The sequence below is a fragment of the Janibacter limosus genome (assembly GCF_004295485.1).
GTDB classification, from domain to species: Bacteria; Actinomycetota; Actinomycetes; order Actinomycetales; family Dermatophilaceae; genus Janibacter; species Janibacter limosus_A.
Genome location: NZ_CP036164.1, coordinates 1,184,634 through 1,210,154, shown reverse-complemented (window position 1 = coordinate 1,210,154; position 25,521 = coordinate 1,184,634). Strand labels below are relative to the sequence as shown.

23 protein-coding genes, 1 tRNA gene and 1 riboswitch are annotated in these 25,521 nt (G+C 69.9%); of the genes, 6 read left to right on the top strand and 18 right to left on the bottom strand.

From position 1 onward, the window contains the following. The first annotated feature begins 3 nt into the window (after positions 1-3). On the top strand, positions 4-756 hold the full coding sequence (locus tag EXU32_RS05830) for a DUF554 domain-containing protein (RefSeq protein ID WP_130629046.1): 753 nt from the start codon (positions 4-6) through the stop codon (positions 754-756). A gap of 22 nt (positions 757-778) precedes the next feature. Here EXU32_RS05830 and EXU32_RS05825 read toward each other — a convergent pair whose 3' ends face one another. From EXU32_RS05825 to hisI, 13 genes are all read right to left on the bottom strand, one after another. Then, positions 779-1,378: an ANTAR domain-containing response regulator gene (locus EXU32_RS05825; RefSeq protein ID WP_130629045.1), complete on the bottom strand. Its 600-nt coding sequence runs from the start codon at positions 1,376-1,378 to the stop codon at positions 779-781. 30 nt (positions 1,379-1,408) lie between these two features. Next, positions 1,409-1,494 (bottom strand) — tRNA-Leu (locus EXU32_RS05820). Positions 1,495-1,539: 45 nt separating this feature from the next. Beyond that, positions 1,540-3,036 carry a pyruvate kinase gene (pyk, locus tag EXU32_RS05815; RefSeq protein WP_130629044.1) on the bottom strand — a complete coding sequence of 499 codons (1,497 nt, stop codon included), beginning with the start codon at positions 3,034-3,036 and terminating at the stop codon, positions 1,540-1,542. 84 nt (positions 3,037-3,120) lie between these two features. Then, complete coding sequence (locus EXU32_RS05810; protein WP_130629043.1) at positions 3,121-4,578, bottom strand: glutamate synthase subunit beta; 1,458 nt, start codon at positions 4,576-4,578, stop codon at positions 3,121-3,123. Beyond that, positions 4,571-9,142, bottom strand: a complete 4,572-nt coding sequence (gene gltB / locus EXU32_RS05805) for a glutamate synthase large subunit (protein ID WP_130629042.1) — start codon at positions 9,140-9,142, stop codon at positions 4,571-4,573. Before gltB ends, EXU32_RS05810 begins: the two co-directional genes overlap by 8 nt. Before the next feature lie 136 nt (positions 9,143-9,278). Beyond that, on the bottom strand, positions 9,279-10,139 hold the full coding sequence (gene lgt, locus EXU32_RS05800) for a prolipoprotein diacylglyceryl transferase (RefSeq protein ID WP_130629041.1): 861 nt from the start codon (positions 10,137-10,139) through the stop codon (positions 9,279-9,281). Further along, the gene (locus tag EXU32_RS05795) at positions 10,136-10,342 is read right to left on the bottom strand and encodes a hypothetical protein (protein ID WP_130629040.1); all 207 of its coding nucleotides are present in this window, start codon (positions 10,340-10,342) and stop codon (positions 10,136-10,138) included. The genes lgt and EXU32_RS05795 overlap by 4 nt, the downstream gene beginning before the upstream one ends. Before the next feature lie 182 nt (positions 10,343-10,524). After that, complete coding sequence (gene trpA / locus EXU32_RS05790) at positions 10,525-11,322, bottom strand: tryptophan synthase subunit alpha (RefSeq protein ID WP_130629039.1); 798 nt, start codon at positions 11,320-11,322, stop codon at positions 10,525-10,527. Continuing rightward, on the bottom strand, positions 11,319-12,566 hold the full coding sequence (gene trpB, locus EXU32_RS05785; protein WP_130629038.1) for a tryptophan synthase subunit beta: 1,248 nt from the start codon (positions 12,564-12,566) through the stop codon (positions 11,319-11,321). The genes trpA and trpB overlap by 4 nt, the downstream gene beginning before the upstream one ends. Before the next feature lie 11 nt (positions 12,567-12,577). Further along, complete coding sequence (gene trpC / locus EXU32_RS05780) at positions 12,578-13,369, bottom strand: indole-3-glycerol phosphate synthase TrpC (protein ID WP_130629037.1); 792 nt, start codon at positions 13,367-13,369, stop codon at positions 12,578-12,580. A gap of 9 nt (positions 13,370-13,378) precedes the next feature. Continuing rightward, positions 13,379-13,969, bottom strand: a complete 591-nt coding sequence (locus EXU32_RS05775; protein WP_130629036.1) for a Trp biosynthesis-associated membrane protein — start codon at positions 13,967-13,969, stop codon at positions 13,379-13,381. Further along, on the bottom strand, positions 13,966-15,537 hold the full coding sequence (locus tag EXU32_RS05770) for an anthranilate synthase component I (protein WP_130629035.1): 1,572 nt from the start codon (positions 15,535-15,537) through the stop codon (positions 13,966-13,968). The genes EXU32_RS05775 and EXU32_RS05770 overlap by 4 nt, the downstream gene beginning before the upstream one ends. After that, the gene (hisI, locus tag EXU32_RS05765) at positions 15,534-15,917 is read right to left on the bottom strand and encodes a phosphoribosyl-AMP cyclohydrolase (protein WP_130629034.1); all 384 of its coding nucleotides are present in this window, start codon (positions 15,915-15,917) and stop codon (positions 15,534-15,536) included. The genes EXU32_RS05770 and hisI overlap by 4 nt, the downstream gene beginning before the upstream one ends. A 122-nt stretch (positions 15,918-16,039) precedes the next feature. Between hisI and EXU32_RS05760 the strand changes: the two genes are divergently transcribed. The 3 genes from EXU32_RS05760 to EXU32_RS05750 all read left to right on the top strand — a co-directional run bounded on the left by EXU32_RS05760 (position 16,040) and on the right by EXU32_RS05750 (position 19,719). Then, positions 16,040-16,678, top strand: coding sequence for a TIGR03085 family metal-binding protein (locus EXU32_RS05760; RefSeq protein ID WP_165399588.1), 639 nt, complete (start codon positions 16,040-16,042; stop codon positions 16,676-16,678). A 253-nt stretch (positions 16,679-16,931) separates the two neighbouring features. Next, a complete protein-coding gene (locus EXU32_RS05755; protein ID WP_130628169.1) occupies positions 16,932-18,236 on the top strand; it encodes an ISL3 family transposase in 1,305 nt (434 codons plus the stop codon). A 178-nt stretch (positions 18,237-18,414) separates the two neighbouring features. Further along, the gene (locus EXU32_RS05750) at positions 18,415-19,719 is read left to right on the top strand and encodes an ISL3 family transposase (RefSeq protein ID WP_130628169.1); all 1,305 of its coding nucleotides are present in this window, start codon (positions 18,415-18,417) and stop codon (positions 19,717-19,719) included. An 87-nt stretch (positions 19,720-19,806) separates the two neighbouring features. Here EXU32_RS05750 and hisF read toward each other — a convergent pair whose 3' ends face one another. Next, positions 19,807-20,595 (bottom strand): imidazole glycerol phosphate synthase subunit HisF, encoded by a 789-nt coding sequence (gene hisF, locus EXU32_RS05745; protein WP_130629032.1) that lies wholly within the window; start codon positions 20,593-20,595, stop codon positions 19,807-19,809. A gap of 40 nt (positions 20,596-20,635) precedes the next feature. Between hisF and EXU32_RS05740 the strand changes: the two genes are divergently transcribed. Next, complete coding sequence (locus EXU32_RS05740; protein ID WP_242612899.1) at positions 20,636-21,199, top strand: hypothetical protein; 564 nt, start codon at positions 20,636-20,638, stop codon at positions 21,197-21,199. On the opposite strand, the gene EXU32_RS05735 is transcribed toward EXU32_RS05740, so the two are convergent. The 4 genes from EXU32_RS05735 to pnuC all read right to left on the bottom strand — a co-directional run bounded on the left by EXU32_RS05735 (position 21,186) and on the right by pnuC (position 23,446). After that, the gene (locus EXU32_RS05735; RefSeq protein WP_130629031.1) at positions 21,186-21,620 is read right to left on the bottom strand and encodes a PH domain-containing protein; all 435 of its coding nucleotides are present in this window, start codon (positions 21,618-21,620) and stop codon (positions 21,186-21,188) included. The two genes, EXU32_RS05740 and EXU32_RS05735, sit on opposite strands and share 14 nt — an antisense overlap. Continuing rightward, positions 21,608-22,396 (bottom strand): ATP phosphoribosyltransferase, encoded by a 789-nt coding sequence (hisG, locus tag EXU32_RS05730; protein ID WP_242612961.1) that lies wholly within the window; start codon positions 22,394-22,396, stop codon positions 21,608-21,610. Before hisG ends, EXU32_RS05735 begins: the two co-directional genes overlap by 13 nt. 61 nt (positions 22,397-22,457) lie before the next feature. Further along, a complete protein-coding gene (locus tag EXU32_RS05725; RefSeq protein WP_055995812.1) occupies positions 22,458-22,721 on the bottom strand; it encodes a phosphoribosyl-ATP diphosphatase in 264 nt (87 codons plus the stop codon). 11 nt (positions 22,722-22,732) lie between these two features. After that, a complete protein-coding gene (gene pnuC / locus EXU32_RS05720; RefSeq protein ID WP_130629029.1) occupies positions 22,733-23,446 on the bottom strand; it encodes a nicotinamide riboside transporter PnuC in 714 nt (237 codons plus the stop codon). Between the two features lie 16 nt (positions 23,447-23,462). After that, a riboswitch (FMN riboswitch) is annotated at positions 23,463-23,593 on the bottom strand. 500 nt (positions 23,594-24,093) lie between these two features. Here pnuC and EXU32_RS05715 point away from each other — a divergent pair. Beyond that, complete coding sequence (locus EXU32_RS05715; RefSeq protein ID WP_130629028.1) at positions 24,094-25,302, top strand: IS110 family transposase; 1,209 nt, start codon at positions 24,094-24,096, stop codon at positions 25,300-25,302. Positions 25,303-25,521: the final 219 nt, after the last annotated feature.

The window sequence follows — 25,521 nt, the reverse complement described above, 5'->3', positions numbered from 1 at the left end:
CCCGTGGACTTCATCGGTGCCGGAACGGTGCTCAACGTGCTCACGGTCATCGCGGGGGCACTGCTCGGCATGGTCATCGGCGGGCGTCTGCCCGAGCACACCCGTGACGTCGTCACGGACTGCCTCGGCCTGGTCACCCTGCTCATGGCCGGTCTGTCCGTCATGGACGTGACCGCGCCTGCTCTGCGGGACGCCGTGGGCTCCGGCGCACCGGTGCTCATCGTCCTGGGCTCGCTCATCCTCGGCAGCGTGGTGGGCTCGCTGCTCGGCATCGAGCGGTGGCTCGGCACCCTTGCAGGTCGCGTGCAGTCGCTCGTCGGCCGGGGCACCGACGACTCCGAGGGGCGCGAGCGCTTCATCGAGGGTTGGTTGACCGCGAGCCTGCTCTTCTGCGTGGGCCCGCTGACGATCCTGGGGTCCCTCGACGACGGCCTGGGACGCGGCATCGACAAGCTTGCGCTGAAGTCCGTCCTCGACGGCTTCGCCGCCCTGGCCTTCGCCTCGACCTTCGGTGTGGGAGTGCTGCTCTCCGCGGTGAGCGTCGCGGTCATCCAGGGGTCGCTGACGGTCCTGGGCGTGGGCCTGGGTGCACTGCTTCCGGACCCGCACATCGCCGCGCTCACGGCCACCGGAGGTCTGATCCTCGTCGGGATCGCGTTGCGGCTGCTGCGGATCCGTCAGATCCCGGTCGGCGACATGCTCCCCGCCCTGATCGTCGCTCCCCTGCTCACCCAGCTCGTCGTCTCGCTGGGCTGAGGCCGACGCGGCAGGCGCTGGGTCAGGCCTTGTCCATCCCGGCGACGACGGCATCGGCCACCTCACGCATCCCCAGACGGCGATCCATCGCGGTCTTCTGGATCCAGCGGAAGGCCTCGGCCTCGGTGATCTTCAGCTTCTTCATCAGCACGCCCTTGGCCTTCTCGACGGCCTTGCGCGTCTCCAGTCGCTCCCCGAGGTCGGCCACCTCGGACTCGAGTGCCTTCAGCTCCGCCCAGCGGGAGGTCGCGACCTCGATCGCCGGCGTGACGTCGGAGACGGTGAAGGGCTTGACGATGTAGGCCATGACGCCCGCGTCGCGCGCCCGCTCGACGAGCTCCTTCTGCGAGAAGGCGGTGAGCATGATCACGGGGCAGATGCGCTTGCTGCCGATCGTCTCGGCGGCCGTGAGGCCGTCCATGACCGGCATCTTGACGTCCATGATGATCAGGTCCGGCAGCAGCGAGTCCGCGAGGGACACGGCCTCCTCACCGTTGCTGGCCTGGCCGACGACGTCGTACCCGGCATCCGTGAGCATCTCGGCCAGGTCAAGACGGATCAGCGCCTCGTCCTCGGCGAGCAGCACCCGCAGGCCCTGCTGGCTGTCGGTCTCCGCCGTCATGGTCGTGTCCTCCGTCGTTGGTGAAGCATCTGGTGCCGAGGGCGGGACTTGAACCCGCACGCCCTTGCGGGCAGAGCATTTTGAGTGCTCCGTGTCTGCCATTCCACCACCCCGGCGGGAGTGCGCCGCAAGCATACCGACCGAAGGGGGGTGCTCCCGACTCAGCCCATCCCACCGGGCAGTGCGCCGACGACGTCGTCGGGGTTGTCGGTGGCACCGTCGCGGTAGGCGACCGTCGTCTTGTTCTTCGCGTCACCGATCCGGTGCACCCGCATGGCGTTGGTCGAGCCGGGAACGCCGGGGGGCGAGCCGGCGACGATGACCACCCGGTCCCCCTCCTCGACCCAGCCCAGCTCGAGGAGCTGCTCGTCGACCATCAGGGCGTACTGGTCGGTGTGCGTCACGGCCGGCGTCAGGAAGGTCTGCATCCCCCACACCAGCGAGAGCTGGGAGCGCGTGTCCTGCACTGGGGAGAAGGCCAGCATCGGCAGGCCGGAGCGGACCTGCGCCAGCCGGCGTGCGGACCCACCGGTCTGGGTGAAGGCGATGAGGTACTTCACCCCGAGTGCCTCCCCCGCTTCAGCAGCTGCCGCGGTGACGACGCCGCCCTGGGTGGTGGGTGGCCCCATGAGGTCACGCATGCGGCTCAGCCCCTCCTCCTCGGTGGTCTCGATGATCTTGGACATCGTCTTGACCACCTCGATGGGGAACTTCCCGACCGCCGTCTCCCCCGAGAGCATCAGCGCGTCGGCGCCGTCGAGCACGGCATTGGCAGCGTCGCTCGCCTCTGCCCGGGTCGGCCTCGAGTTCTCGATCATCGACTCGAGCACCTGGGTGGCGACGATGACCGGTTTGGCCTTCTGCCGGCACATCTCCACGGCCCGCTTCTGCACGATCGGCACCTGCTCGAGCGGCAGCTCGACCCCGAGGTCGCCGCGCGCGACCATGATCCCGTCGAAGGCATCGATGATCTCCTCGAGCGCCTCGACCGCCTGCGGCTTCTCGATCTTGGCGATGACGGGCAGGCGCACCCCGGCCTCGTCCATGATCTCGTGGACCCGGGTGATGTCCCGCGCCGAGCGGACGAAGCTGAGGGCGACGTAGTCGGCACGCAGCCCCAGAGCCCACCGCAGGTCCTGCTCGTCCTTGTCCGACAAGGCCGGTGCGCTCACGGCCGCGCCGGGCAGGTTGATCCCCTTGTTGTTGGACAGCGGGCCGCCGTAGACGACGACGCACCGCACGTCGGTCGCGTCGACGTCGTGCACGGCCAGGGTGATCTTGCCGTCGTCGACGAGGATCGTGTCCCCCGCGCTCACGTCGCCGGCGAGGCCGGTGTAGGTCGTCCCGACGACCTGCTGGTCGCCGGGGACATCCCGGGTGGTGATGGTGAAGTGGTCACCCGCGGAGAGCACGATCGGACCGTCGGCGAAGCGCCCGGTGCGGATCTTGGGTCCCTGCAGGTCGACGAGGACGCCCACGGCGTGGCCGGTCGCGTCGCTCGCCTCCCGGACGCTGCGGTAGTTGGCCTCGTGGACCGAGTACTCGCCGTGGGAGAGGTTGAGCCGGGCGACGTCCATGCCAGCCGCGACGAGCTCGCGGATGCGCTCCGGTGTCGAGGTGGAGGGGCCGAGGGTGGCAACGATCTTGGCGCGACGCATGCGTCCAGCCTATGACCATGACGAAGGGGGTGGTACCACCGCTCGGTGGTCCCACCCCCTTCGTCCTCGTCGTCCGTGGCGCTCTCAGGCGATCAGCGGTCGATCGGTCGGGTTGATCGGGCGCGGCAGCTGCGAGGAACCCATGAGGTAGCTGTCGACCCCGTGCGCGGCTGCCCGTCCCTCGGCGATCGCCCAGACGATGAGCGACTGCCCACGACCCGCGTCGCCGGCGACGAAGACCCCGGGGACCCCGGTCTGGTAGTCGCTGCCGCGCACGACGTTGGACCGCTCGTCGGTCTCGACGCCCAGCTGGGCGACGACCCCGGCCGGCTCGGGGCCGAGGAAGCCCATCGCCAGCAGCACGAGCTGGGCCGGCAGGACCCGCTCGGTGCCCTCGACCGGCTCGAAGCCGCTCTCGCCGCGGGCCACCTCGGTCAGACGCAGACCGGAGACCTTGCCGTCCTCGTCCCCGATGATCTCGGTGGTGGACACCGCGTAGACCCGGTCCCCGCCCTCCTCGTGCGCGGAGGCGACGCGGAAGAGCATCGGGTAGGTCGGCCAGGGCTGGCTCTCCGGACGGTCCGGCGTCGGCTGGGGCATGATCTCGAGACTCGTGATCGACTTCGCGCCCTGACGGATCGAGGTGCCCAGGCAGTCTGCCCCGGTGTCGCCACCGCCGATGATGATGACGTCCTTGCCCTCGGCGGTGACCTGTCCCTCGACCTCCTCGCCGAGCGCGACCCGGTTGGCCGGCGGCAGGAAGTCCATCGCCTGCAGCACACCATCGAGCTCACGGCCCGGGACCGGGAGGTCACGCGGGACGGTCGAGCCGACGGCCAGGACGACCGCGTCGTACCGGTCACGCAGCTGTTGGCCGGTGATCTCGGTGCCGATGTCGACGCCGGAGCGGAATCGGGTGCCTTCGGCCTTCATCTGCTGGATGCGGCGGTCGACGATCCGCTTCTCCATCTTGAACTCCGGGATCCCGTAGCGCAGCAGGCCGCCGGGCTTGTCCGCGCGCTCGTAGACGGCCACGGTGTGACCGGCCCGCGTGAGCTGCTGGGCGGCGGCCAGTCCGGCTGGTCCGGAGCCCACGACGGCGACGGTCTTGCCGGTGAGGCGGTCGGGGATCTGCGGCGGGACGTCGCCGCGGCCGAAGGCCTCCTCGATGGTCGTGACCTCGATCTGCTTGATCGTCACGGCCGGCTGGTTGATGCCGAGCACGCACGCGGTCTCGCAGGGGGCCGGGCAGAGGCGGCCGGTGAACTCGGGGAAGTTGTTCGTGGCGTGCAACCGCTCGATCGCGTCGTGCCAGTCGCCGCGCCAGGCGAGGTCGTTCCACTCCGGGATCAGGTTGCCCAGCGGGCAGCCGGAGTGGCAGAAGGGGATGCCGCAGTCCATGCAGCGGCCGGCCTGGCGCTGCAGCTGTCCTGCCTGCTGCTCCTCGTAGACCTCCTTCCAGTCCTTGATGCGCACGTCGACGGGTCGACGCGCGGGCAGCTCGCGCTCGCGAGTGGTGAGAAAGCCGGTCGGGTCAGCCACGGGAAGCCTCCATGATCCGGTCCCAGACCTGCGTGCCGTCGAGGTCGAGGCCCTCGGCCTCGGCGTCGGCCCGCACGTCGAGGACGCGCTGGTAGTCGCGGGGAAGGACGAGCGAGAAGCGGTCGTAGGCCGCCTCGCCCTCGTCGAGCAGCCGCTGGGCGACGGCGGAGCCGGTGTGCTCGAGGTGCTGGGTGAGCAGCTCGCGCACGACCTCGCGGTCGCCGGTGCGAAGGGGGGTGATGTCGACGAGCTCGGGGTTGACCAGGGACTCGTCGAGGTCGAGGACGAAGGCGTTGCCACCGGACATCCCGGCGGCGAAGTTGCGCCCGGTGGGGCCGAGGACGAGGACCGTGCCACCGGTCATGTACTCGCACCCGTGGTCGCCGACGCCCTCGACGACCGCGGCGGCGCCGGAGTTGCGCACGCAGAAGCGCTCACCGACGACCCCGCGGAGGAAGAGCTGGCCCGACGTCGCGCCGTAGCCGATGACATTGCCGGCGATGACATTGTCCTCGGCGACGTAGCGCGCGCCCTCGGGCGGACGCACGATGACCCGGCCTCCGGAGAGGCCCTTGCCGACGTAGTCGTTGGCATCACCGACCATCGTCAGGGTGATGCCCCGTGGCAGGAATGCCCCCAGGCTCTGACCGGCCGACCCGGTGAAGGTCAGCTCGATGGTGCCGTCCGGCAGTCCCTCGGGGTGACGCTTGGTCACCTCGTGCCCGAGCATCGTGCCCAGGGTGCGGTTGACGTTGCGGACCGGGAACTCGCCGCTGACCGCGCTGCCGTCCTCCAGCGCGGGGGCCGCGAGCTCGATCAGCTGGTGGTCGAGCGCAGCGTCGAGCCCGTGCTCCTGGGCCTTGGTGTGACGCACGCCGGAGCCGTCCAGGGAGGCGACCTTGGCGAAGATCGGACCCAGGTCGAGGCCAGCGGCCTTCCAGTGGTCGACGGCCTTGCGGGTGTCGAGCAGGTCGACCCGCCCGATGGCCTCCTCGAGGGTGCGGAAGCCCAGCTCGGCGAGCAGCTCGCGCACCTCCTCGGCGATGTACTCGAAGAAGGTCTCGACGAACTCGGGCTGGCCCGAGTAGCGCGCCCGCAGCTCGGGGTTCTGCGTCGCGATGCCCACGGGGCAGGTGTCGAGGTGGCAGACCCGCATGAGGATGCAGCCGCTGACGACGAGTGGTGCGGTGGCGAAGCCGAACTCCTCGGCCCCGAGCAGCGCACCGATGATCACGTCTCGGCCGGTCTTGATCTGGCCGTCCACCTGCACGACGATCCGGTCGCGCAGACCGTTGAGGACCAAGGTCTGCTGGGTCGATGCCAGACCGAGCTCCCACGGACCACCCGCGTGCTTGAGCGACGTGAGCGGCGAGGCGCCGGTCCCGCCGTCGTGGCCGGAGATGAGCACGACGTCGGCGTGAGCCTTGCTCACACCCGCCGCGACCGTGCCGACGCCGACCTCGCTGACGAGCTTGACGTGCACCCGCGCCTGCGGGTTGGCGTTCTTGAGGTCGTGGATCAGCTGGGCGAGGTCCTCGATCGAGTAGATGTCGTGGTGGGGCGGTGGGCTGATCAGGCCCACGCCCGGCGTGGAGTGCCGGGTGCGCGCCACCCACGGGTACACCTTGGGACCGGGCAGCTGCCCCCCTTCGCCGGGCTTGGCACCCTGCGCCATCTTGATCTGGATGTCGTCGCTGTGGGTGAGGTAGGCCGAGGTGACGCCGAAGCGGCCCGAGGCGACCTGCTTGATCGAGCTGCGCCGCTCCGGGTCCATGAGGCGGTCGAGGTCCTCGCCACCCTCACCGGTGTTGGAGCGCGCCCCGAGACGGTTCATCGCCACCGCGAGGGTCTCGTGCGCCTCCTGGCTGATCGAGCCGTAGCTCATGGCGCCGGTGGAGAAGCGCTTGATGATCGCGCCGATCGGCTCGACCTCGTCGATGGGGATCGACGCACGCTCCTCCCCGTCGGCCAGGGCGAAGAGCCCGCGGAGGGTCATCAGACGCTCCGACTGCTCGTTGACCCGGGCCGTGTACTGCTTGAAGATGTCGTACCGGCGCGCCCGCGTGGAGTGCTGGAGCCGGAAGACCGTCTCGGGGTCGAAGAGGTGCGGCTCGCCCTCGCGACGCCACTTGTACTCGCCACCGACCTCGAGCTTGCGGTGCGGCGGGCGCATCCCCTCGGGCGGGTAGGCCGTGGCGTGACGGGCCGTCGCCTCGGCGGCGATGACGTCGAGACCGACCCCACCGAGCTGGCTCACCGTGCCGGTGAAGTACTCGTCGACGAGCTCCTGGCTCAGGCCGAGCGCCTCGAAGACCTGGGCGCCACGGTAGGAGGCGACGGTCGAGATGCCCATCTTGGACATCACCTTCAGCACGCCCTTGCCGAGGGCCTTGATCAGGTTGCGCACCGCGGTCTCCTCGTCGACCGTGGTGATGACCTCACGTCGGACCATGTCCTCGACGGACTCCATCGCGAGGTACGGGTTGACCGCCGCCGCGCCGTAGCCGATGAGCAGCGCGATGTGGTGGACCTCCCGGACGTCGCCGGCCTCGACGATCAGGCCCACCTGGGTGCGGGTCTTCTCGCGGATGAGGTGGTGGTGAACGGCCGAGGTCAGCAGCAGCGACGGGATCGGCGCCAGGTCCCGACCGGAGTCGCGGTCGGACAGGACGATGTAGCGCGCTCCGTTGGCGATCGCCTCGGAGACCTCGGAGCAGATCCGGGTGAGCTCTGCGCGCAGTCCCTCCTCGCCGGCCAGGACGTCGAAGAGACCGCGCACGACGTGGCTGGCGCGTCCCGCGTGGTCGCGGTCGGCGTCGATGTGGACGATCTTGGCCAGCTCGTCGTTGTCGATGACCGGGAAGGGCAGCACGACCTGGCGGGCGTGCTGCGGGTCGGCCGAGAGGATGTTGCCCTCCGGTCCGATGGCGGTGCCCAGGGCGGTGACGAGCTCCTCGCGGATGGAGTCGAGCGGCGGGTTGGTCACCTGGGCGAAGACCTGGGTGAAGTAGTCGAAGACCAGCCGCGGCTTCTGCGACAGGACGGCCACCGGGGTGTCGGTGCCCATCGACCCGAGGGCCTCCAGGCCCGTGCTCGCCATCGGCGTCAGCAGGATCTTCAGCTCCTCCTGCGTGTAGCCGAAGGTCTGCTGACGTCGGGCGACGGAGGCCGGGGTGTGCAGGATGTGCTCGCGCGGCGGGAGGTCACCGAGCATGATGCGACCGTCGTCGAGCCACTCTCCGTAGGGGTGCTCCCCCGCCAGCTGGCCCTTGATCTCGTCGTCCTCCACGATCCGACCTTCTGCGGTGTCGACGAGGAACATCCGGCCCGGCATGAGCCGGCCCTTCTGGACCACGTGCTCCGGCTGGAGGTCCAGGACCCCCGACTCGGAGGCGAGCACGACGAGACCGTCATCGGTGACCCAGTAACGGCCCGGCCGCAGGCCGTTGCGGTCCAGGACCGCGCCGACGTAGCGGCCGTCGGTGAAGGTGACGCAGGCCGGCCCGTCCCACGGCTCCATGAACATCGAGTGGAACTCGTAGAAGTCCTTCAGCTCCTGCGGCATGGTCGCGTGGTTCTCCCACGCCTCCGGGATCATCATCAGCACCGAGTGAGGAAGGGAGCGACCGCCCAGGTGCAGCAGCTCCAGGACCTCGTCGAAGGACGCGGAGTCCGAGGCCTCCGGCGTGCAGATCGGCATGATCCGCTGCAGGTCGCCCGGGATGATGTCGCTGGAGAGCAGCGACTCCCGCGCCCGCATCCAGTTGCGGTTGCCCTTGACCGTGTTGATCTCCCCGTTGTGGGCGATGAAGCGGAAGGGGTGGCTGAGCGGCCAGCTCGGGAAGGTGTTGGTGGAGAAGCGCGAGTGGACCAGGGCCAGCTCGCTCTCGAAGCGCTCGTCGGACAGGTCCGGGTAGAAGGGCTCGAGCTGCGCGGTGGTGAGCATCCCCTTGTAGACGATGGTGCGGGCGGACAGCGAGGCGAGGTACACCCCGGTCTCCCGCTCCGCGCGCTTGCGGGTGACGAAGGCCAGCCGCTCCAGCGTCAGGCCGGAGACCTCGCCGCCGGGTGCGGCGACGAAGAGCTGCCAGAAGTCGGGCATGCAGTCGCGGGCCATCTGGCCGACGATGTCGCGCTGGACAGGGACCTGCCGCCAGCCGAGGACCTGCAGGCCCTCCTCCCTGGCGATCGCCTCGATGCGCTGGGTCATGGTCTCGCGCTCGGCGGCGTCGGTCGGCACGTAGGCGGTGCCGACTGCGTAGTGGCCGGCCTCGGGCAAGGCGAAGTCGACGACCTCACGGAAGAAGCGGTCGGGAACCTGCGACAGGATGCCCGCGCCGTCACCGACGAGCGGGTCGGCGCCGGTGGCCCCACGGTGCTCGAGGTTGGTCAGGGCCAGGAGTGCGTGCTCGACGATGTCGTGCCCCGCGTGCCCCCGCATGGTGGCGACCATGGCCACGCCGCAGGCGTCCTTCTCCGCGTCCCGCCGGTACAGACCGGTGTCAGGGGGAAGTGCCGACCAGCGCTCATAGGGGGAGAAGGACTTTGGGGTCACGTCGGTCACCGTCCTCGGTGTGTGGGTTCGAGAAGAGGCCCGGCGTTCGTGTGGCGAACGACGGGCGCTTCGTCAGGGATGGGCGCGGACGTCGGCGGCCGCGGTGGGCTGAGTGTACAGCGATTGTGTCTTACCTAGTGAGAGTTCATGTCTCACTAGATGAGATTCTCGCCTCATCGGGCTCCTCGGCCCTGCGACCGAGGAGGATGTAGAGAACCACACCGAGGACGAAGACGAGGATGCTCGTCCAGATGTTGACGCGCAGACCGAGGATCGTGTTGGCCGCATCCGTGCGGATCATCTCGATGAAGAGCCGCCCGACGGGGTAGCCACCGATGTAGAGGGCCATCACCTGCCCGGGTGCGAAGCGGACCCGCCGGTCGAGCACGAGCAGGAGCACGGCGAGCCCGAGAAGGAAGAGGGACTCGTAGAGGAAGGTCGGGTGGAAGGTCCCGAGCACCACGGGTTCGCCGGCGCCGTCGACCACGGCCCGGCCCGTGCTGCTGTCCCACCGGTGGATCTCCAGACCCCAGGGCAGGTCGGTGCGGGGGCCGTAGATCTCGTTGTTGAACCAGTTGCCCCAGCGGCCGATGGCCTGGGCGACGAGGATGCCCGGCACGGCGGCGTCGGCGAAGGTGAGGAATCGCACTCCCTCCTTGCGGCAGCCGATCCAGGCACCCACGGCGCCCAGGGCGACGGCTCCCCAGATGCCAAGGCCCCCTTGCCAGATCTTCAGCGCGTCGACGGGGTTTCCTCCGTCGCCGAAGTACGGCTGGGGCGTGGTGATGACGTGGTAGAGCCGACCACCGATGATCCCGAAGGGCACCGCCCACATGGCGATGTCCAGGACGACGCCCGGCTCTCCCCCGCGGTCCTGGAGGCGTCGATCTCCCATCCAGACGGCCACGAAGATCCCGGCGAGGATGCACAGGGCATAGGCGTGGATCGTCAGGGGACCGAGCTCGATGACCCCGACGCTCGGCGAAGGGAGGGCTGCCGGGATCACTGCGTCTGCACCAGGTCCGCGGGGACCGTGCCGGAGGTGAGGACCGTGGTCAGCGTGGCCGTGTCGGCCTTGCGGGCGCTCGGGTCGATGAGAGCGCCCCAGCTGCCGTCCGTGATGGTGGCATCATCGACGCTCTTGACGTAGTTGACGTCTGTGCCCTTGTCGGTGCGCTCCTGCCAGGCCTTGCGGTCGTTCGTGGTCATGCTGACTCCTCGTGGGCAGGGAAGAGGGCCCGGTCGAGCCCCAGGTCGCGGGCGATCTCCGGGCCGTACTTGGTCTGGCTGGCCATGAGCAGCGTGCCGGACCCAGCGCGACACCCCGAAGGCTACGACGCCGAGGACCAGGCTGGTGACGAGGCCGATGTGGTCTCGCAGACGGCCAGCGGTCACGCGCGTCCCCGGACGCCCTCGGCCAGCTCTGCAGTCAGCTCGCGCAGGGCCGCGAGGCCCTCGTCGCGTCCGCGGTCGAGCAGGGTGCTCACCAGGGCGGAGCCGACGATCACGCCGTCGGCGAAGGAGGCGACCTCGGCCGCCTGCGCGCCGTTGCTCACGCCCAGACCCACGCACAGCGGCAGGTCGGTCGCCTCGCGGACCCGGGCGACGAGCTCGGGAGCGCGGCTGCCGACGCTGCCGCGGGTCCCGGTGACGCCCATGGTGGAGGCGGTGTAGACGAATCCGCTGCAGGCGTGGGTGACGACGGAGATGCGCTCGGTGGTCGAGCTCGGGGCGACGAGGAAGATTCGGTCGAGGCCGTGGCGCTCACTGGCCTCGTGCCACTCGCCGGCCTCCTCGGGGACGAGGTCCGGCGTGATCATGCCGGCGCCGCCCGAGGCGGCGAGGTCGGCCGCGTAGCGGTCGACACCGCGACGCAGCACGAGGTTCCAGTAGGACATGACGACGGGCACCGCACCGGCGTCCTTGACCGCGGCGGTCGCGCGGAAGACGTCGTCGACGTGGACCCCCTTCGCCAGGGCCTCGGTCGCGGCCCGCTGGATGACGGGGCCGTCCATGACGGGGTCGCTGTAGGGCATCCCGACCTCGACGATGTCGGCGCCTGCCTCGGCGAGCGCGGTCATCGCGGCGAGCGAGCCCTCGACATCGGGGTAACCGACGGGCAGGTAGCCGATGAGAGCGGCCCGGCCCTCGGCCTTGCACCGGGCGAAGACCTCCTCGAGCGCGCTCATGCGTCTGTGTCCTTGTCGACGAGGCCGAACCACTCGGCGGCGGTGTGCATGTCCTTGTCCCCACGCCCGGAGAGGTTGACGAGGAGCAGCGCGTCGGGACCGAGCTCCTTGCCCACGTCGAGCGTCGCGGCGAGCGCGTGCGCCGACTCCAGTGCCGGGATGATGCCCTCGGTGCGGCACAGCAGCTGGAAGGCGTGCATCACCTGCTCGTCCGTGGCGTACCGGTACTCGGCCCGCCCGCTGTCGCGCAGGTAGGAGTGCTCCGGTCCGACGCTCGGGTAGTCCAGGCCGGCCGAGATGGAGTGCGTCTCCAGCGTCTGGCCCTCGGCGTCCTGCATGAGGTAGCTCATCGCGCCGTGCAGCACCCCGGGCTCGGCTGTGGCGAAGCGGGCCGCGTGCCGGCCGGTGTCGATCCCGTCGCCGCCGGCCTCGACCCCGATCAGGCGCACCGCCTCGTCGGTGACGAAGCGGTGGAAGATCCCCATGGCGTTGGACCCGCCGCCGACGCAGGCGATGACCGCGTCGGGCAGGCGGCCGGTCAGCTCCAGGACCTGGCCGCGGGCCTCCTCGCCGATGATCTTGTGGAAGTCGCGGACCATCTCGGGGAAGGGGTGTGGTCCGGTGACCGTCCCGAGGACGTAGTGCGTGTGGTCGACATTGGTCACCCAGTCGCGCATGGCCTCGTTGATGGCGTCCTTGAGCGTCGCGCTGCCGTGCTCGACGGCCACGACGGTGGCACCGAGGATCTTCATCCGCGCGACGTTGAGGGCCTGGCGCTCGGTGTCGACCTTGCCCATGTAGATCGTGCACTCCAGGCCCATCAGGGCAGCTGCCGTGGCCGTGGCCACGCCGTGCTGCCCGGCGCCGGTCTCGGCGATGACCCGCCGCTTGCCCATGCGCTTGGTGAGCAGCGTCTGGGCCAGGACGTTGTTGATCTTGTGACTGCCCGTGTGGTTGAGGTCCTCGCGCTTGAGGATGATCCGGGCGCCGCCGGCGTGCTCGGCGAAGCGCGGGACCTCGGTGATGATGCTTGGGCGACCGGTGTAGGTGCGGTGGAGCGTGGCCAGCTCGTCGATGAACTCGGGGTCGACCAGGGCCTTCTGCCGGGCCTCGTCGAGCTCCTCGAGGGCCGGGATCAGGGCCTCGGGGACGTAGCGACCGCCGAAGGCGCCGAAGCGGCCGGGGACGTGCACCTCGGCCGGGGCGGGCTCGGCCTGCTGGGACCGTGACTGCTCGGTGCTCATGTCGTCCTCACTCATGCGCTGGTTGCCGCCTCGATCATCGACCGGACGCCCTCGGCGGGGTCGCCACCGACGACCAGGGCCTCGCCGACGAGGATCGCATCGGCGCCGGCCCTGGCGAAGAGCGCGGCCTCCGTCGGGCCGGTGACGCCGGACTCGGCGACCCGCACGCACGAGGCGGGGACCAGCGGAGCCAGCCGGGCGAAGGTGTCGGTGTCGACGGCCAGGGTCTTGAGGTTGCGGTTGTTGACCCCGATGACCGTGGCGCCGAGGTCGACGGCGCGAGCGGCCTCGGCCTCGTCGTGGACCTCGACGAGGCAGGTCATCCCGAGCGAGCCGGCCAGCGCCATGAGGTCGGCCAGGCGGCGGTCGTCGAGTGCAGCGACGATGAGCAGGATGATGTCCGCGCCGTGGGCCCGAGCCTCCCAGACCTGGTACTCGCTGACCATGAAGTCCTTGCGCAGGACCGGCAGGTCGACCGCGGCCCGGACGGCGTCGAGGTCGTCGAGGCTGCCGCCGAAGCGACGCTGCTCCGTGAGGACGGAGACGGCGCTCGCTCCTCCGGCCTCGTAGGCGCTGGCGAGCGCGGCAGGGTCGGCGATGTCGGCGAGGGCGCCCTTGCTCGGGCTCGAGCGCTTGACCTCGGCAATGACGGAGAGCCCGGGCCGGCGCAGCAGCGCCTCCGCGTCCCGCGGGGCGGGCATCCCGTCGCACTGCCGCTGGAGGCGCTCGAGCGAGGTGGTGGCCTCGCGTCCGGCGAGGTCCTGACGGACCCCTTCGATGATCTGGTCGAGGACGCTGGGCATGCCGACAGGCTAGTCGACGCTCGGGTCGTCCCCGAGAGTGACCCGGTCCCAGTCGGAGTCGACCCGCTCACCACGCTGCCCGCTGACCGAGCCGGCGTCAGGATCGGTGATCGGGCGCTCGTACTTGCGACCGAGACCTCCCCACCGCCGTCCGCCCACGAGGCCGCCCACGAGGGCGAGCAGCAGGATGAGCGCGGCGATGATCGCGATCCACGGCCAGACCGTCGCGGTCCCCGTGGCCTCGAGCGTCGCCGTCCCTCCGGAGTCGGTTGCGGCGGCCGCGCCGAGCACGTTCGGCGCGTCGACGATGGCACGGACCGACAAGGACGCGACTCCGGCGGCGACGAGCCCCAGGACCGTCAGGGAGATCCAGCGCCCCACCCGGCCCGAGGTGGTCGCAGCGATGGCTGCAGCCATCGCCACGAGCGCGAGCCCGGCCAGTCCCGGGGCGGCCTCGGTCCCGAGGGCAGAGTCGCGCACCGGCCCGGCCACTCCGTCGACGGTGCCGGTGATCCACTCGGCGCGGCCGGCGGCGAGCAGGACGATGCCGCCGGCGATGGCCAGCAGCACGACGACGACCTTGCGACCCAGGACCTTCATCGGCCGACCCCGACCGGACGGACGGCTCTCGCGGACGCGACGGCGGCCAGTGCGCTGCCAGCCTTGTGCACGGTCTCCTCCTGCTCGAGGCTCGGCACGGAGTCGGCGACGATGCCGGCACCGGCCTGCACGTGCGCGACGCCGTCCTTGACGAGCGCCGTGCGGATGGCGATGGCCATGTCCATGTCCCCGTGGAAGTCGAGGTAGCCGACGACTCCCCCGTAGATGCCCCGGCGACTGCGCTCGTACTGCTCGATGAGCTGCAGGGCGCGTGGCTTGGGTGCTCCCGAGAGGGTGCCCGCCGGGAAGGTGGCCACGAGGACGTCGAAGGCGTCGACCCCCTTCGCCATCTCGCCGACGACGGTCGACTCGAGGTGGATGACGTGGCTGTAGCGACGCAGGTTCATGAACTCGACGCAGTCGACCGTCCCGGCCGCGCAGACCCGCTGGAGGTCGTTGCGCCCGAGGTCGACGAGCATGACGTGCTCGGAGCGCTCCTTGGGGTCACCGATGAGCTCCTCCTCGAGCTGGAGGTCGTGCTCGGGGGACTTGCCGCGTGGGCGGGTGCCGGCGATCGGGTGGGTGATGGCCCTCCGACCGGTGACCTTGACGAGGGCCTCGGGCGAGGAGCCGACGACCTCGTAGACCGAGCCGTCGGGGTGGGGCAGCCGCACGAAGTACATGTACGGGCTGGGGTTGCTGCGCCGCAGGGCCCGGTAGACCTCCAGCGCGTCGACCGGGCACGGCGTGGAGAAGCGTTGCGACAGCACGACCTGGAAGACCTCGCCCGCGCGGATGTCCTCCTTGGCCTGCTCGACGATCTCCTCGAAGCGCTCGACGGTGACATCGCTGGTCACCTGGGTCCGTGCGGCCGCCACCAGATCGGGGTCGACGGTGGCCACGGTGCTGGGCGCGGGCGCGGCGAGGCGCTCGGTCATCGCGTCGAGGCGCTCCACGGCCTCCTGCCAGGCCTCCTCGACCCGCTCGTCGGTGTCGTCGTAGTTGATGACATTGGCGACGAGCAGGAGTGACCCGTCGCTGTGGTCGAGGACCGCGACGTCGGTGGCCAGGACCATGCCCAGCTCCGGCACACCGAGGACGTCGGGCAGCTCGGACGGCACCTTCTCCCACCGGCGGACGGCGTCGTAGGAGATGGCGCCGACCATCCCCCCGGTCAGCGGCGGCAACCCGTCGATGGGGTCGGTCGACAGGGCCCGGATGGTGGCGCGAAGGGCGGCGGTCGGGTCGCCGTCGGTGGGTACCCCGACCGGTGGCTCGCCGATCCAGTGGGCCCGTCCGTCGCGCTCGGTGAGCGTCGCCCGGCTCTGGGCGCCGATGATCGACCACCGCGACCAGACGCCGCCGTGCTCGGCGGACTCCAGCAGGAAGGTGCCCGGCGCGTCGCCGGCGAGCTTGCGGTAGACCCCGACGGGGGTCTCGCCGTCGGCCACGAGGCGGCGCACGACGGGCACCACGCGCCGGTCGCGGGCGAGCACCTGGAAGGTGTCGAGGTCCGGCCAGGTGCGGCCGGGCGTCAGGTCCGGCACAGACGCCTGTGGCTGGCTCATCGCGACTCCCCCACGACGGCCCCGAGGTCCCCGGCGTCGAAGCAGGTGCGGTCCCCCGTGTGGCAGGCAGCGCCGACTTGGTCCACCCGCACGAGGAGGGCGTCACCGTCGCAGTCGATCGCGACCGAGCGCACGTGCTGGACGTGCCCGGAGGTGTCCCCCTTGCGCCAGTACTCCTGACGGCTGCGGGACCAGAAGGTCACCCGCCCAGTGGTGAGGGTGCGGCGCAGGGCCTCGTCGTCCATCCAGCCGAGCATGAGCACCTCACCGGTGTCGTGCTGCTGGACGATGGCGGCGACGAGGCCCGCGGCGTCACGGGTGAGCCGGGCGGCGAGCTGCTCGGACAGGGGCGATGACGAAGGGGTGGACACCCTTCGCATTCTGGCACTTCAACCTCCGACGGCCACGAACCGCCCGCGAGACCGCGCGGCCAGCACCCTTTGCCTCCCTCCGGGGTTACGCTGCACAGTCAGTCCGCAACTTCTCTCCTCCCGGAGGCCCGATGATCCGTCACGCCCGCGCCGAGCGCGCCGCCCTGTGCGACACCCTCCTGCAGGTGGGTCCTGACGCCTCCACGCTGTGCGGGGACTGGACCACCGGTGATCTCCTGGCGCATCTCATCGTGCGCGAGGGGCGTCCGGACCGGGCCGCTGGGATCCTCGCGCCGCCGCTGGCGGGTCGGACCGAGGCCGCGATGGCCGCGTTGCTGCGGGACAACGACTTCGAGACGTTGGTGCAGCGACTGCGCAACGGCCCACCCCGCTGGCACCCGATGAGCGTGCCCCTGGTCGACGAGCAGGCCAACCTCGTGGAGATGTTCGTCCACCACGAGGACGTCCTGCGGGCGGCCTTCGGTGCACCGCGGCGGTCGCTGGACCCCGCGCTGGTCTCGGCGTTGGGCGACCGGCTGGCCGTCATGGCCAAGATGCTCTTCCGCCGGACCACCGGGGCAGACCTCGAGATCGTCACGGCCAAGCGGCGCACGCGGATCGGCTCGGGCAAGGGCCCGGTCGTGGAGATCCACGGTCGGCCGGGCGAGATCATCCTCTTCGGATTCGGGCGCCAGGCCGTGGCCGAGGTCGAGCTCATCGGACCACCCGAGACCGTCGAGATCGTGCGCACCACCCGCTACGGCGTCTGACCGGCCGGCGAGCCGCACCGGCGCCACAAATCCGCATCTCCTTAAGGTCATGCGCACTCTTCAGCACCCGGATCCGCATCTCCTTAAGGTCATGCGCACTCTTCAGCACCCGGATCCGCATCTCCTTAAGGGGCTCTTCACAGATGAGGGTGTAACTGGGTTTGTGGCCCCGGGCGGCGTGGCGGTGGCGGGGTAGGCGTCGAGGCCTTCACATGATGGAAGTTCTCACACAACCCATCAGGAAGACCTCGACATGTCTGACGCTACCTTCACTGCCCCGGATCTGACCACGTTCGCCCGCTTGGACCAGCTCGGACTGGAGGTCACTGGCCAGTGCCTCGAGGCCGGGCAGGCGGTGCTGGCCTGCCGGGTGGTCGAGCCGGATGACTGGTGCCACCGCTGTGGCTGTCAGGGCCGGCCACGCGGCAGCGTGGTGCGCTCCTTGGCGCATGCCCCCTTCGGTCAGCGCCCCACGACCCTTCGGGTGCGGGTGCGCCGCTACACGTGCACCGACTGTGGTCATGTGTGGCGTCAGGACACCTCCCGGGCGGCTGAGCCTCGAGCCAAGCTCTCTCGTGGGGGGCTGGCGTGGGCGTTGAGCGCGATCGTGTGCCAGCACCTGTCGATGTCCCGGGTCGCCGAGGGCTTGGGCGTGGCGTGGAACACCGCCAACGACGCGGTCCTGGCCGAAGGGCGACGGGTGCTGATCGATGACCCGGCCCGCTTCGAGGGGGTGAAGGTCCTGGGTGTCGATGAGCATGTGTGGCGCCACACCCACCGCGGGGACAAGTACGTCACCGTGATCATCGACCTGACCCCTACTCGTCAGGACGGCGGCACGGCCCGGTTGCTGGACATGGTCGAAGGGCGTTCCGGGGAGGTCTTCGCTGCGTGGCTGGCCCAACGGCCCCAAGCCTGGCGTGAGGGCATCGAGGTCGTCGCGATGGACGGGTTCACAGGATTCAAGGCTGCCGCCACGAAAATGGTCCCCACCGCGGTCACGGTCATGGACCCCTTCCACGTCGTCGCCCAGGCCGGTGAGGCGATGAACCGGTGCCGACAGCGGGTGCAACGAGAGACGTGTGGGCGCCGCAGCCGCAAGGGCGACCCGTTGTACCGCGTGCGCAGGGCACTGTTCGTCGGCGACCAGTTGCGCACCCAGCGCCAGAGCGAACGCATCACGCCCGTGCTGGCCGATCCCGCCCACGCCCAGCTCGCGCAGGCCTGGCGCGCCTACCAAGAGATGATCAACGCCTACCGCGACGAGAAGCCTGCTCGAGGACGCCAGAGGATGGCCGATCTGATCGATCACCTCAACTCCCAGCCCCCCGAACAGATCGAACTACGCAAGCTCGGCAAGACCCTGCACCACCGCGCTGAGGACGTCCTGGCCTACTTCGACCACCCCGGCTCATCCAACGGACCCACCGAAGCCATCAACGGACGCCTGGAACACCTACGCGGCCTGGCCCTGGGCTTTCGCAACCTGACCCACTACATCGCCAGATCCCTCCTAGAATCCGGCGGCTTCAGACCCCAACTACACCCTCAGTTGTGAAGAGCCCCTTAAGGTCGTGCGCACTCTTCAGCACCCGGATCCGCATCTCCTTAAGGGGCTCTTCACAGATGAGGGTGTAACTGGGTTTGTGGCCCCGGGCGGCGTGGCGGTGGCGGGGTAGGCGTCGAGGCCTTCACATGATGGAAGTTCTCACACAACCCATCAGGAAGACCTCGACATGTCTGACGCTACCTTCACTGCCCCGGATCTGACCACGTTCGCCCGCTTGGACCAGCTCGGACTGGAGGTCACTGGCCAGTGCCTCGAGGCCGGGCAGGCGGTGCTGGCCTGCCGGGTGGTCGAGCCGGATGACTGGTGCCACCGCTGTGGCTGTCAGGGCCGGCCACGCGGCAGCGTGGTGCGCTCCTTGGCGCATGCCCCCTTCGGTCAGCGCCCCACGACCCTTCGGGTGCGGGTGCGCCGCTACACGTGCACCGACTGTGGTCATGTGTGGCGTCAGGACACCTCCCGGGCGGCTGAGCCTCGAGCCAAGCTCTCTCGTGGGGGGCTGGCGTGGGCGTTGAGCGCGATCGTGTGCCAGCACCTGTCGATGTCCCGGGTCGCCGAGGGCTTGGGCGTGGCGTGGAACACCGCCAACGACGCGGTCCTGGCCGAAGGGCGACGGGTGCTGATCGATGACCCGGCCCGCTTCGAGGGGGTGAAGGTCCTGGGTGTCGATGAGCATGTGTGGCGCCACACCCACCGCGGGGACAAGTACGTCACCGTGATCATCGACCTGACCCCTACTCGTCAGGACGGCGGCACGGCCCGGTTGCTGGACATGGTCGAAGGGCGTTCCGGGGAGGTCTTCGCTGCGTGGCTGGCCCAACGGCCCCAAGCCTGGCGTGAGGGCATCGAGGTCGTCGCGATGGACGGGTTCACAGGATTCAAGGCTGCCGCCACGAAAATGGTCCCCACCGCGGTCACGGTCATGGACCCCTTCCACGTCGTCGCCCAGGCCGGTGAGGCGATGAACCGGTGCCGACAGCGGGTGCAACGAGAGACGTGTGGGCGCCGCAGCCGCAAGGGCGACCCGTTGTACCGCGTGCGCAGGGCACTGTTCGTCGGCGACCAGTTGCGCACCCAGCGCCAGAGCGAACGCATCACGCCCGTGCTGGCCGATCCCGCCCACGCCCAGCTCGCGCAGGCCTGGCGCGCCTACCAAGAGATGATCAACGCCTACCGCGACGAGAAGCCTGCTCGAGGACGCCAGAGGATGGCCGATCTGATCGATCACCTCAACTCCCAGCCCCCCGAACAGATCGAACTACGCAAGCTCGGCAAGACCCTGCACCACCGCGCTGAGGACGTCCTGGCCTACTTCGACCACCCCGGCTCATCCAACGGACCCACCGAAGCCATCAACGGACGCCTGGAACACCTACGCGGCCTGGCCCTGGGCTTTCGCAACCTGACCCACTACATCGCCAGATCCCTCCTAGAATCCGGCGGCTTCAGACCCCAACTACACCCTCAGTTGTGAAGAGCCCCTTAAGGTCGTGCGCACTCTCACGGCTCAGATCCGCATCTCCTTGAGGTCGTGCAGCTGGACGGCCGGATGAACGGGCGGTCAGGTGGCGCGGCCGCGGCGGACGGGGTGTCCCGCGACGCCGAGCGCGTCCTTGACCTCACCGATCGAGACCTCGCCGAAGTGGAAGATGCTCGCCGCGAGGACCGCGTCGGCGCCGGCCTCGACGGCCGGCGGCATGTGCGCGGCGGACCCTGCTCCCCCGCTGGCGATGACCGGGACGCTCACCTCTGCGCGCACGGCGCGGATGAGCTCGAGGTCGAAGCCTGCCTTGGTCCCGTCGGCGTCCATCGAGTTGAGCAGGATCTCCCCTGCACCGAGCTCCGCCGCCCGGGCGCACCACTCGATCGCGTCGATGCCCGTGCGCGTGCGGCCGCCGTGGGTGGTGACCTCGAACCCGCCTGCGAGAGAGCCGTCCTCGTGGGTACGACGGCGCACGTCGGCCGAGAGCACGAGGACCTGGGCACCGAAACGATCGGCGACCTCGCTGATCAGCTCGGGTCGGGTGATCGCGGCAGTGTTGACGCCGACCTTGTCCGCGCCGCAGCGCAGCAGCCGGTCGACGTCGTCGACGGTGCGCACGCCCCCACCCACCGTCAGGGGGATGAAGACCTCCTCGGCGGTGCGGGTGACGACGTCATAGGTCGTGGCCCGGTCCGAGCTGCTCGCGGTGACGTCGAGGAAGGTCAGCTCGTCGGCCCCCTCGCGCCCGTAGCGGCGGGCGAGCTCGACCGGGTCACCGGCATCGCGCAGATTTTCGAAGTTGACGCCCTTGACGACCCGTCCGGCGTCGACGTCGAGGCAGGGGATGACACGCACGGCGAGGGACACGGGGGCAGCCTACCGAGCGGGGCGGATACGCTTCGCCCCGATGTCGCCCCTCGAGCAGGTCCTGGCCCATGCCGCCACCGCACCCCCGTCGTGCGGGGACGTGCGTGTCATCGCGCTCGACGGACGCAGCGGCTCGGGCAAGACCTCGTTGGCCGGCGCGATCGCCCGGGAGTGGGACGCCCCCGTGGTGTCGATGGACTCGGTCTACCCGGGCTGGTCCGGTCTGGCCGCAGCGAGCCACATGCTCGTCGCGCACGTCCTGCGCCCGCTCGCCCGCGGCGAGCAGCCTGTGGTCCCCACCTGGGACTGGCTCGCTGACCGACCCGGTCCGCTGCTGCCGATCACGGTGGGCCACCGCCTCGTCGTCGAGGGGTGCGGGTCGAGCGTCGGAGAGGCGTCCCCCCTCGAGGGCACCCGTGTCTGGCTCGACGGCCCCGCCGACCTGCGTCGCCGACGCGCCATCGACCGCGACGGACCGCTCTTCGAGGAGTACTGGGAGATGTGGGCGCAGCAGGAGGCCACTCTCTTCGCCGCCGACCACACCCGGGATCGCGCCCACATCATCCTCGAGATGGACCCCGAGGCTGGCCCTACCGACCGATGAGATCGGCGAGGCGCTGTGCCTCCTCGACCGACCGCGGACCGTCGGAGCGCTGGATGGCCATGACGGCCATGTCCATGCCGTCCGCCAGGTCGAGCCGGGGCCAGGGCATGCCCTCGGAGAAGCGCAGGGTCGTGATCTCCTCCCACAGGACGAGCTCGCCCGGGCCAAGGTTGCGCACCCACAAGCCCTCCGCGGTGGGGCGGGCGTGGATCGTGGCGTAGCGCGACATGAAGCCGGCGACCCCGACCCCGATCAAGGCGCAGGTGAAGCGGTCCATGACCCCGAAGCGCTCGGGCAGCGCGATGGCCAGCGCGATCGAGCCCACGAGGATGGCCACTCCGAGCGAGGTCGAGACGACTCGACCCCGCGTGGGGCGGAAGGCGGGGGCGCTCGCCCTGTCCGGCAAGGTCACAGTCGGCACGCGGAGATCTCGGTGACGAGGATGGCCCGCGCGCCCAGGTCGTAGAGCTCGTCCATGATCCGGTTGGTCCGACCCCGCGGGACCATCGAGCGCACGGCACACCAGCGCTCGTCGTGCAGGGTGCTCACGGTCGGCGACTCGAGGCCCGGAGTCAGCTGCACGGCCCGCTCCACGAGCTCCGCGGGGCAGTCGTAGTCGAGGAGCACGTACTCGCGCGCGGTGACGACGCCCTTGATGCGACGGTGGAGTACGTCGATGCCGGCCTCGCTGGCGTCGCTGCGGCGGATGAGCACGGCCTCGCTCCGCAGGATCGGCTCGCCGAAGACCTCCAGGCCCTGCTGGCGAAGGGTGGTTCCCGTCTCGACGACATCCGCGATGGCGTCGGCGACGCCGAGCGTGATGGCGGTCTCGACGGCTCCGTCCAGACGCACGACCTCCGCGGTGACCCCCTTCGCCGCCAGGTGGTCACGTACGAGGCCGGAGTACGAGGTCGCCACCCGGCGCCCGTCGAGGTCGGCGGCACTGCTCGCCTCACCGGGACGGCCCGCGAAGCGGAAGGTCGATCCGCCGAAGCCCAGGCCCATGACCTCGGTGGCAGCGGACCCGGAGTCGAGCAGCAGGTCGCGGCCGGTGATGCCGGCGTCGACCTGGCCCTTGCCGACGTAGAGGGCGACGTCACGGGGACGCAGGTAGAAGAACTCGACGTCGTTGTCGGGGTCGGCGACGATCAGCTCCTTGCTGTCGCGGCGGACGCGGTACCCCGACTCGCGGAGCATCTCGACGGCGGGTTCGGACAGGGAGCCCTTGTTGGGCACAGCGATGCGCACGGCGGTCCTCTCAGAGGTGGGTGTAGACGTCTTCGACGGTGAGGCCACCGTCGATCATCAACACCTGCAGGTGGTAGAGCAGCTGACTGATCTCCTCGGCCAGCTCCTCCTTGCTCTCGTACTCCGCCGCCATCCAGACCTCGGCGGCCTCCTCGACGATCTTCTTGCCGATGGCATGGGTCCCGGCGTCCAGCTGCGCCACGGTGCCCGATCCCTCCGGCCGTTCGGCGGCCTTGCGGGAGAGTTCGTCGAAGAGGGTCTCGAAGGTCTTCACGGGAGTCCAGCCTAGTTCGCCGGTGACAGTGCGCCGGCCGCGGGTTCACCGTCCGGACGCTCGGTGCGTGAGGCGCGCAGCCAGACGAAGAAGCCGTAGAGCACGAAGCCGGCGTAGATCGCGTACAGGACGGCGGTGGGCAGGTAGTCGCTGTGCCACAGCAGGGGCACGCCGACGAGGTCGACCCCGATCCAGATGAGCCAGAACTCGTTCCAGCCCCGCGCCATCGCGTAGGTCGCCAGCAGCGAGCCCATGAAGATCCAGGCGTCGGCCCAGAAGTACCAGCGGGGCGCGGGCCAGCCGGCACCGAGCATGGCGAAGACCTGCTGCACGACCACGATCCCGATGACCATGGTCACCGCGAGCCCCGCCCGCTCCGCCCAGGTCGCCCAGCGCGGGGTGATCGCGTGCGCTTGGCCCGAGTGGTTGGCCTGCCTGACCTGTCGCCAGCGCCACCAGCCGTAGAGCGAGGTGATGATGAAGAAGATCTGCCGGGCGGACTGCCCGAAGAGCGGCGCCTTGTCGTCGACGCCCATCGTGACGCCGATGTAGACGAAGAAGAGGATCGCGTTGCCGACGATCCCGATGGGCCAGGCCCATACCTTGCGCAGCATCCCGCCGACTGCCGAGGCCAGGCCGAAGGAGATCCCGATGACCTCCATGAGCGAGAGGCGGTAGCCGGCGATGTCGACGCCGGCCGAGTAGATCCATTCGATGATGGACATGCGTCGTCCTAGTCCGCGCGTGCCGCTCTCATCCGGACTTTGACCGTCGGCCCCGGGGTTCTGGACCGGAGTTCACCGCCTGCCGCAGCAGCCGGGTCGCGGGCTCTCACCGCCGGTTCGGATTTTCACCGAGTCACGTGGCACGTGCAGAGACATTGTGCGCGAAGGGAGCAGCCGCTCGGCAATCGGATGGCCCCGTGAGATGCGACACGCGGGACGTGATCCGAGACGGTTCCCCCTCCGCAGGGGGCAAGACCGTTCGCCCCCTCCACAGGGGGCAAGGCCGTTCGTCCCCACCCACGGGGACCAAGCCAAGTTCGCCCCCTCTGAAGGGGGCAAGATCGTTCGTCCCCACCCACGGGGACCAAGCCAAGTTCGCCCCCGCTGAAGGGGACCAAGACAGGTTCGCCCCGTTACCTTCTTGGTGTCCCCGATGATGGGGATGCTGGTCGCTGGGCTCGGCATGACTGACTGCCCCTGTCGTTTGGATGATCCGGGGGGTGTTGTCACCGGGCTTGGTGGCGTTGGTTGACCGCTGATAGGGACACGGCCCCCGGATGGGTGGTCTCTTCGTAACGTGGCTGCCGGCTGCTGACGCTCGACCGCGACCGGCAGTCCAGATTCGCTGCGGGGCAGGGAGGCCCATCATGGAAGAGCCATCATCAGGTCGCGGGTACGCGGTGTTCTTGGGGTTGGACGTCGGCAAGGGCGAGCATCACGCCACCGCCTTGGACCCTCAGGGCGCACGACTGCATGACAAGCCCCTGCCGCAGGACGAGCGGGCGTTGCGGGCCCTGTTCGAGCAGTTGGCCACGCGGGGGCCAGTGCTGGTGGTCGTCGATCAGCCCGCGTCGATCGGCGCGCTCCCGGTGGCCGTTGCCCGCGATGTGGGCGTCGAGGTCGCTTACTTGCCTGGGCTGGCGATGCGACGGATTGCGGACCTGCACCCGGGCAACGCCAAGACCGACGCACGCGACGCGTACGTGATCGCCGAGGCCGCCCGGACCCTGCCGCACGCCCTACGACGGGTCGATACCGGCGAGGAGGCCCTGGCCGACCTCGAAGTCATCGTGGGCTTTGACGATGACCTGGCCGCCGAGGTCACCCGCGTAACCAACCGCATCCACGGGCTGCTGACCCAGATCCACCCCGCACTGGAGCGAGCGATCGGATCGAGGCTGCACCACAAGGCGATCCTGGAGCTGCTCCACCGCTTCGGTGGACCGGCCGGGCTACGCCAGGCCGGCAAACGACGCATCGCTGCTGTGGTGCGTCCCCGAGCGCCGCGCTCCCACCACGGGATCGTCGAAGCGATCATGACCGCGCTCGATCAGCAGAGCGTGAGCGTGCCCGGCACCAAGGCTGCCGAACTGGTCCTGCCGCAGCTGGCCGACCAGCTCAGCGCCCTGCTGGCCCAACGCGAGCAGGCCGCCGTGCAGGTCGAGGAGATGCTCGATGCGCACCCTCTTTCCGCGGTCCTGACCTCGATGCCGGGCATCGGAGTCAGGACCGGAGCCAGGATCCTGCTCGAGGTCGGCGACGGGTCGACATTCCCCACTCCCGGACACCTCGCCGCCTACGCCGGCCTGGCGCCCGTCACCCGCAGATCGGGATCCTCCATCCGCGGGGAACATCCTTCCCGCAGCGGCAATAAGAACCTCAAACGCGCGATGTTCCTCGCCGCCTTCGCCGCCCTGCACGACCCCGCTTCCCGGGCCTACTACGACCGCAAGAGAGCCCAAGGCAAGAAGCACAACGCCGCCCTGATCTGCCTGGCCCGACGACGCTGCGACGTCATCTACGCCATGCTCCGAGACGGCGCTCCCTACCAACCCCGCCCAGCAACAGCTGCTTGACGAAACCCATAGGGACACCCCCCTTTGAAGGGGGCAAGATCGTTCGTCCCCACCCACGGGGACCAAGACAGGTTCGCCCCCTTTGAAGGGGGCAAGATCGTTCGTCCCCACCCACGGGGACCAAGACAGGTTCGCCCCTCTGAAGGGGGCAAGGGCAGTCCTCCCTTCGGGAGGCTGCTGGTCCGGTTGTGAGGTCGGCCGGGTCGCAACGCCAGATCT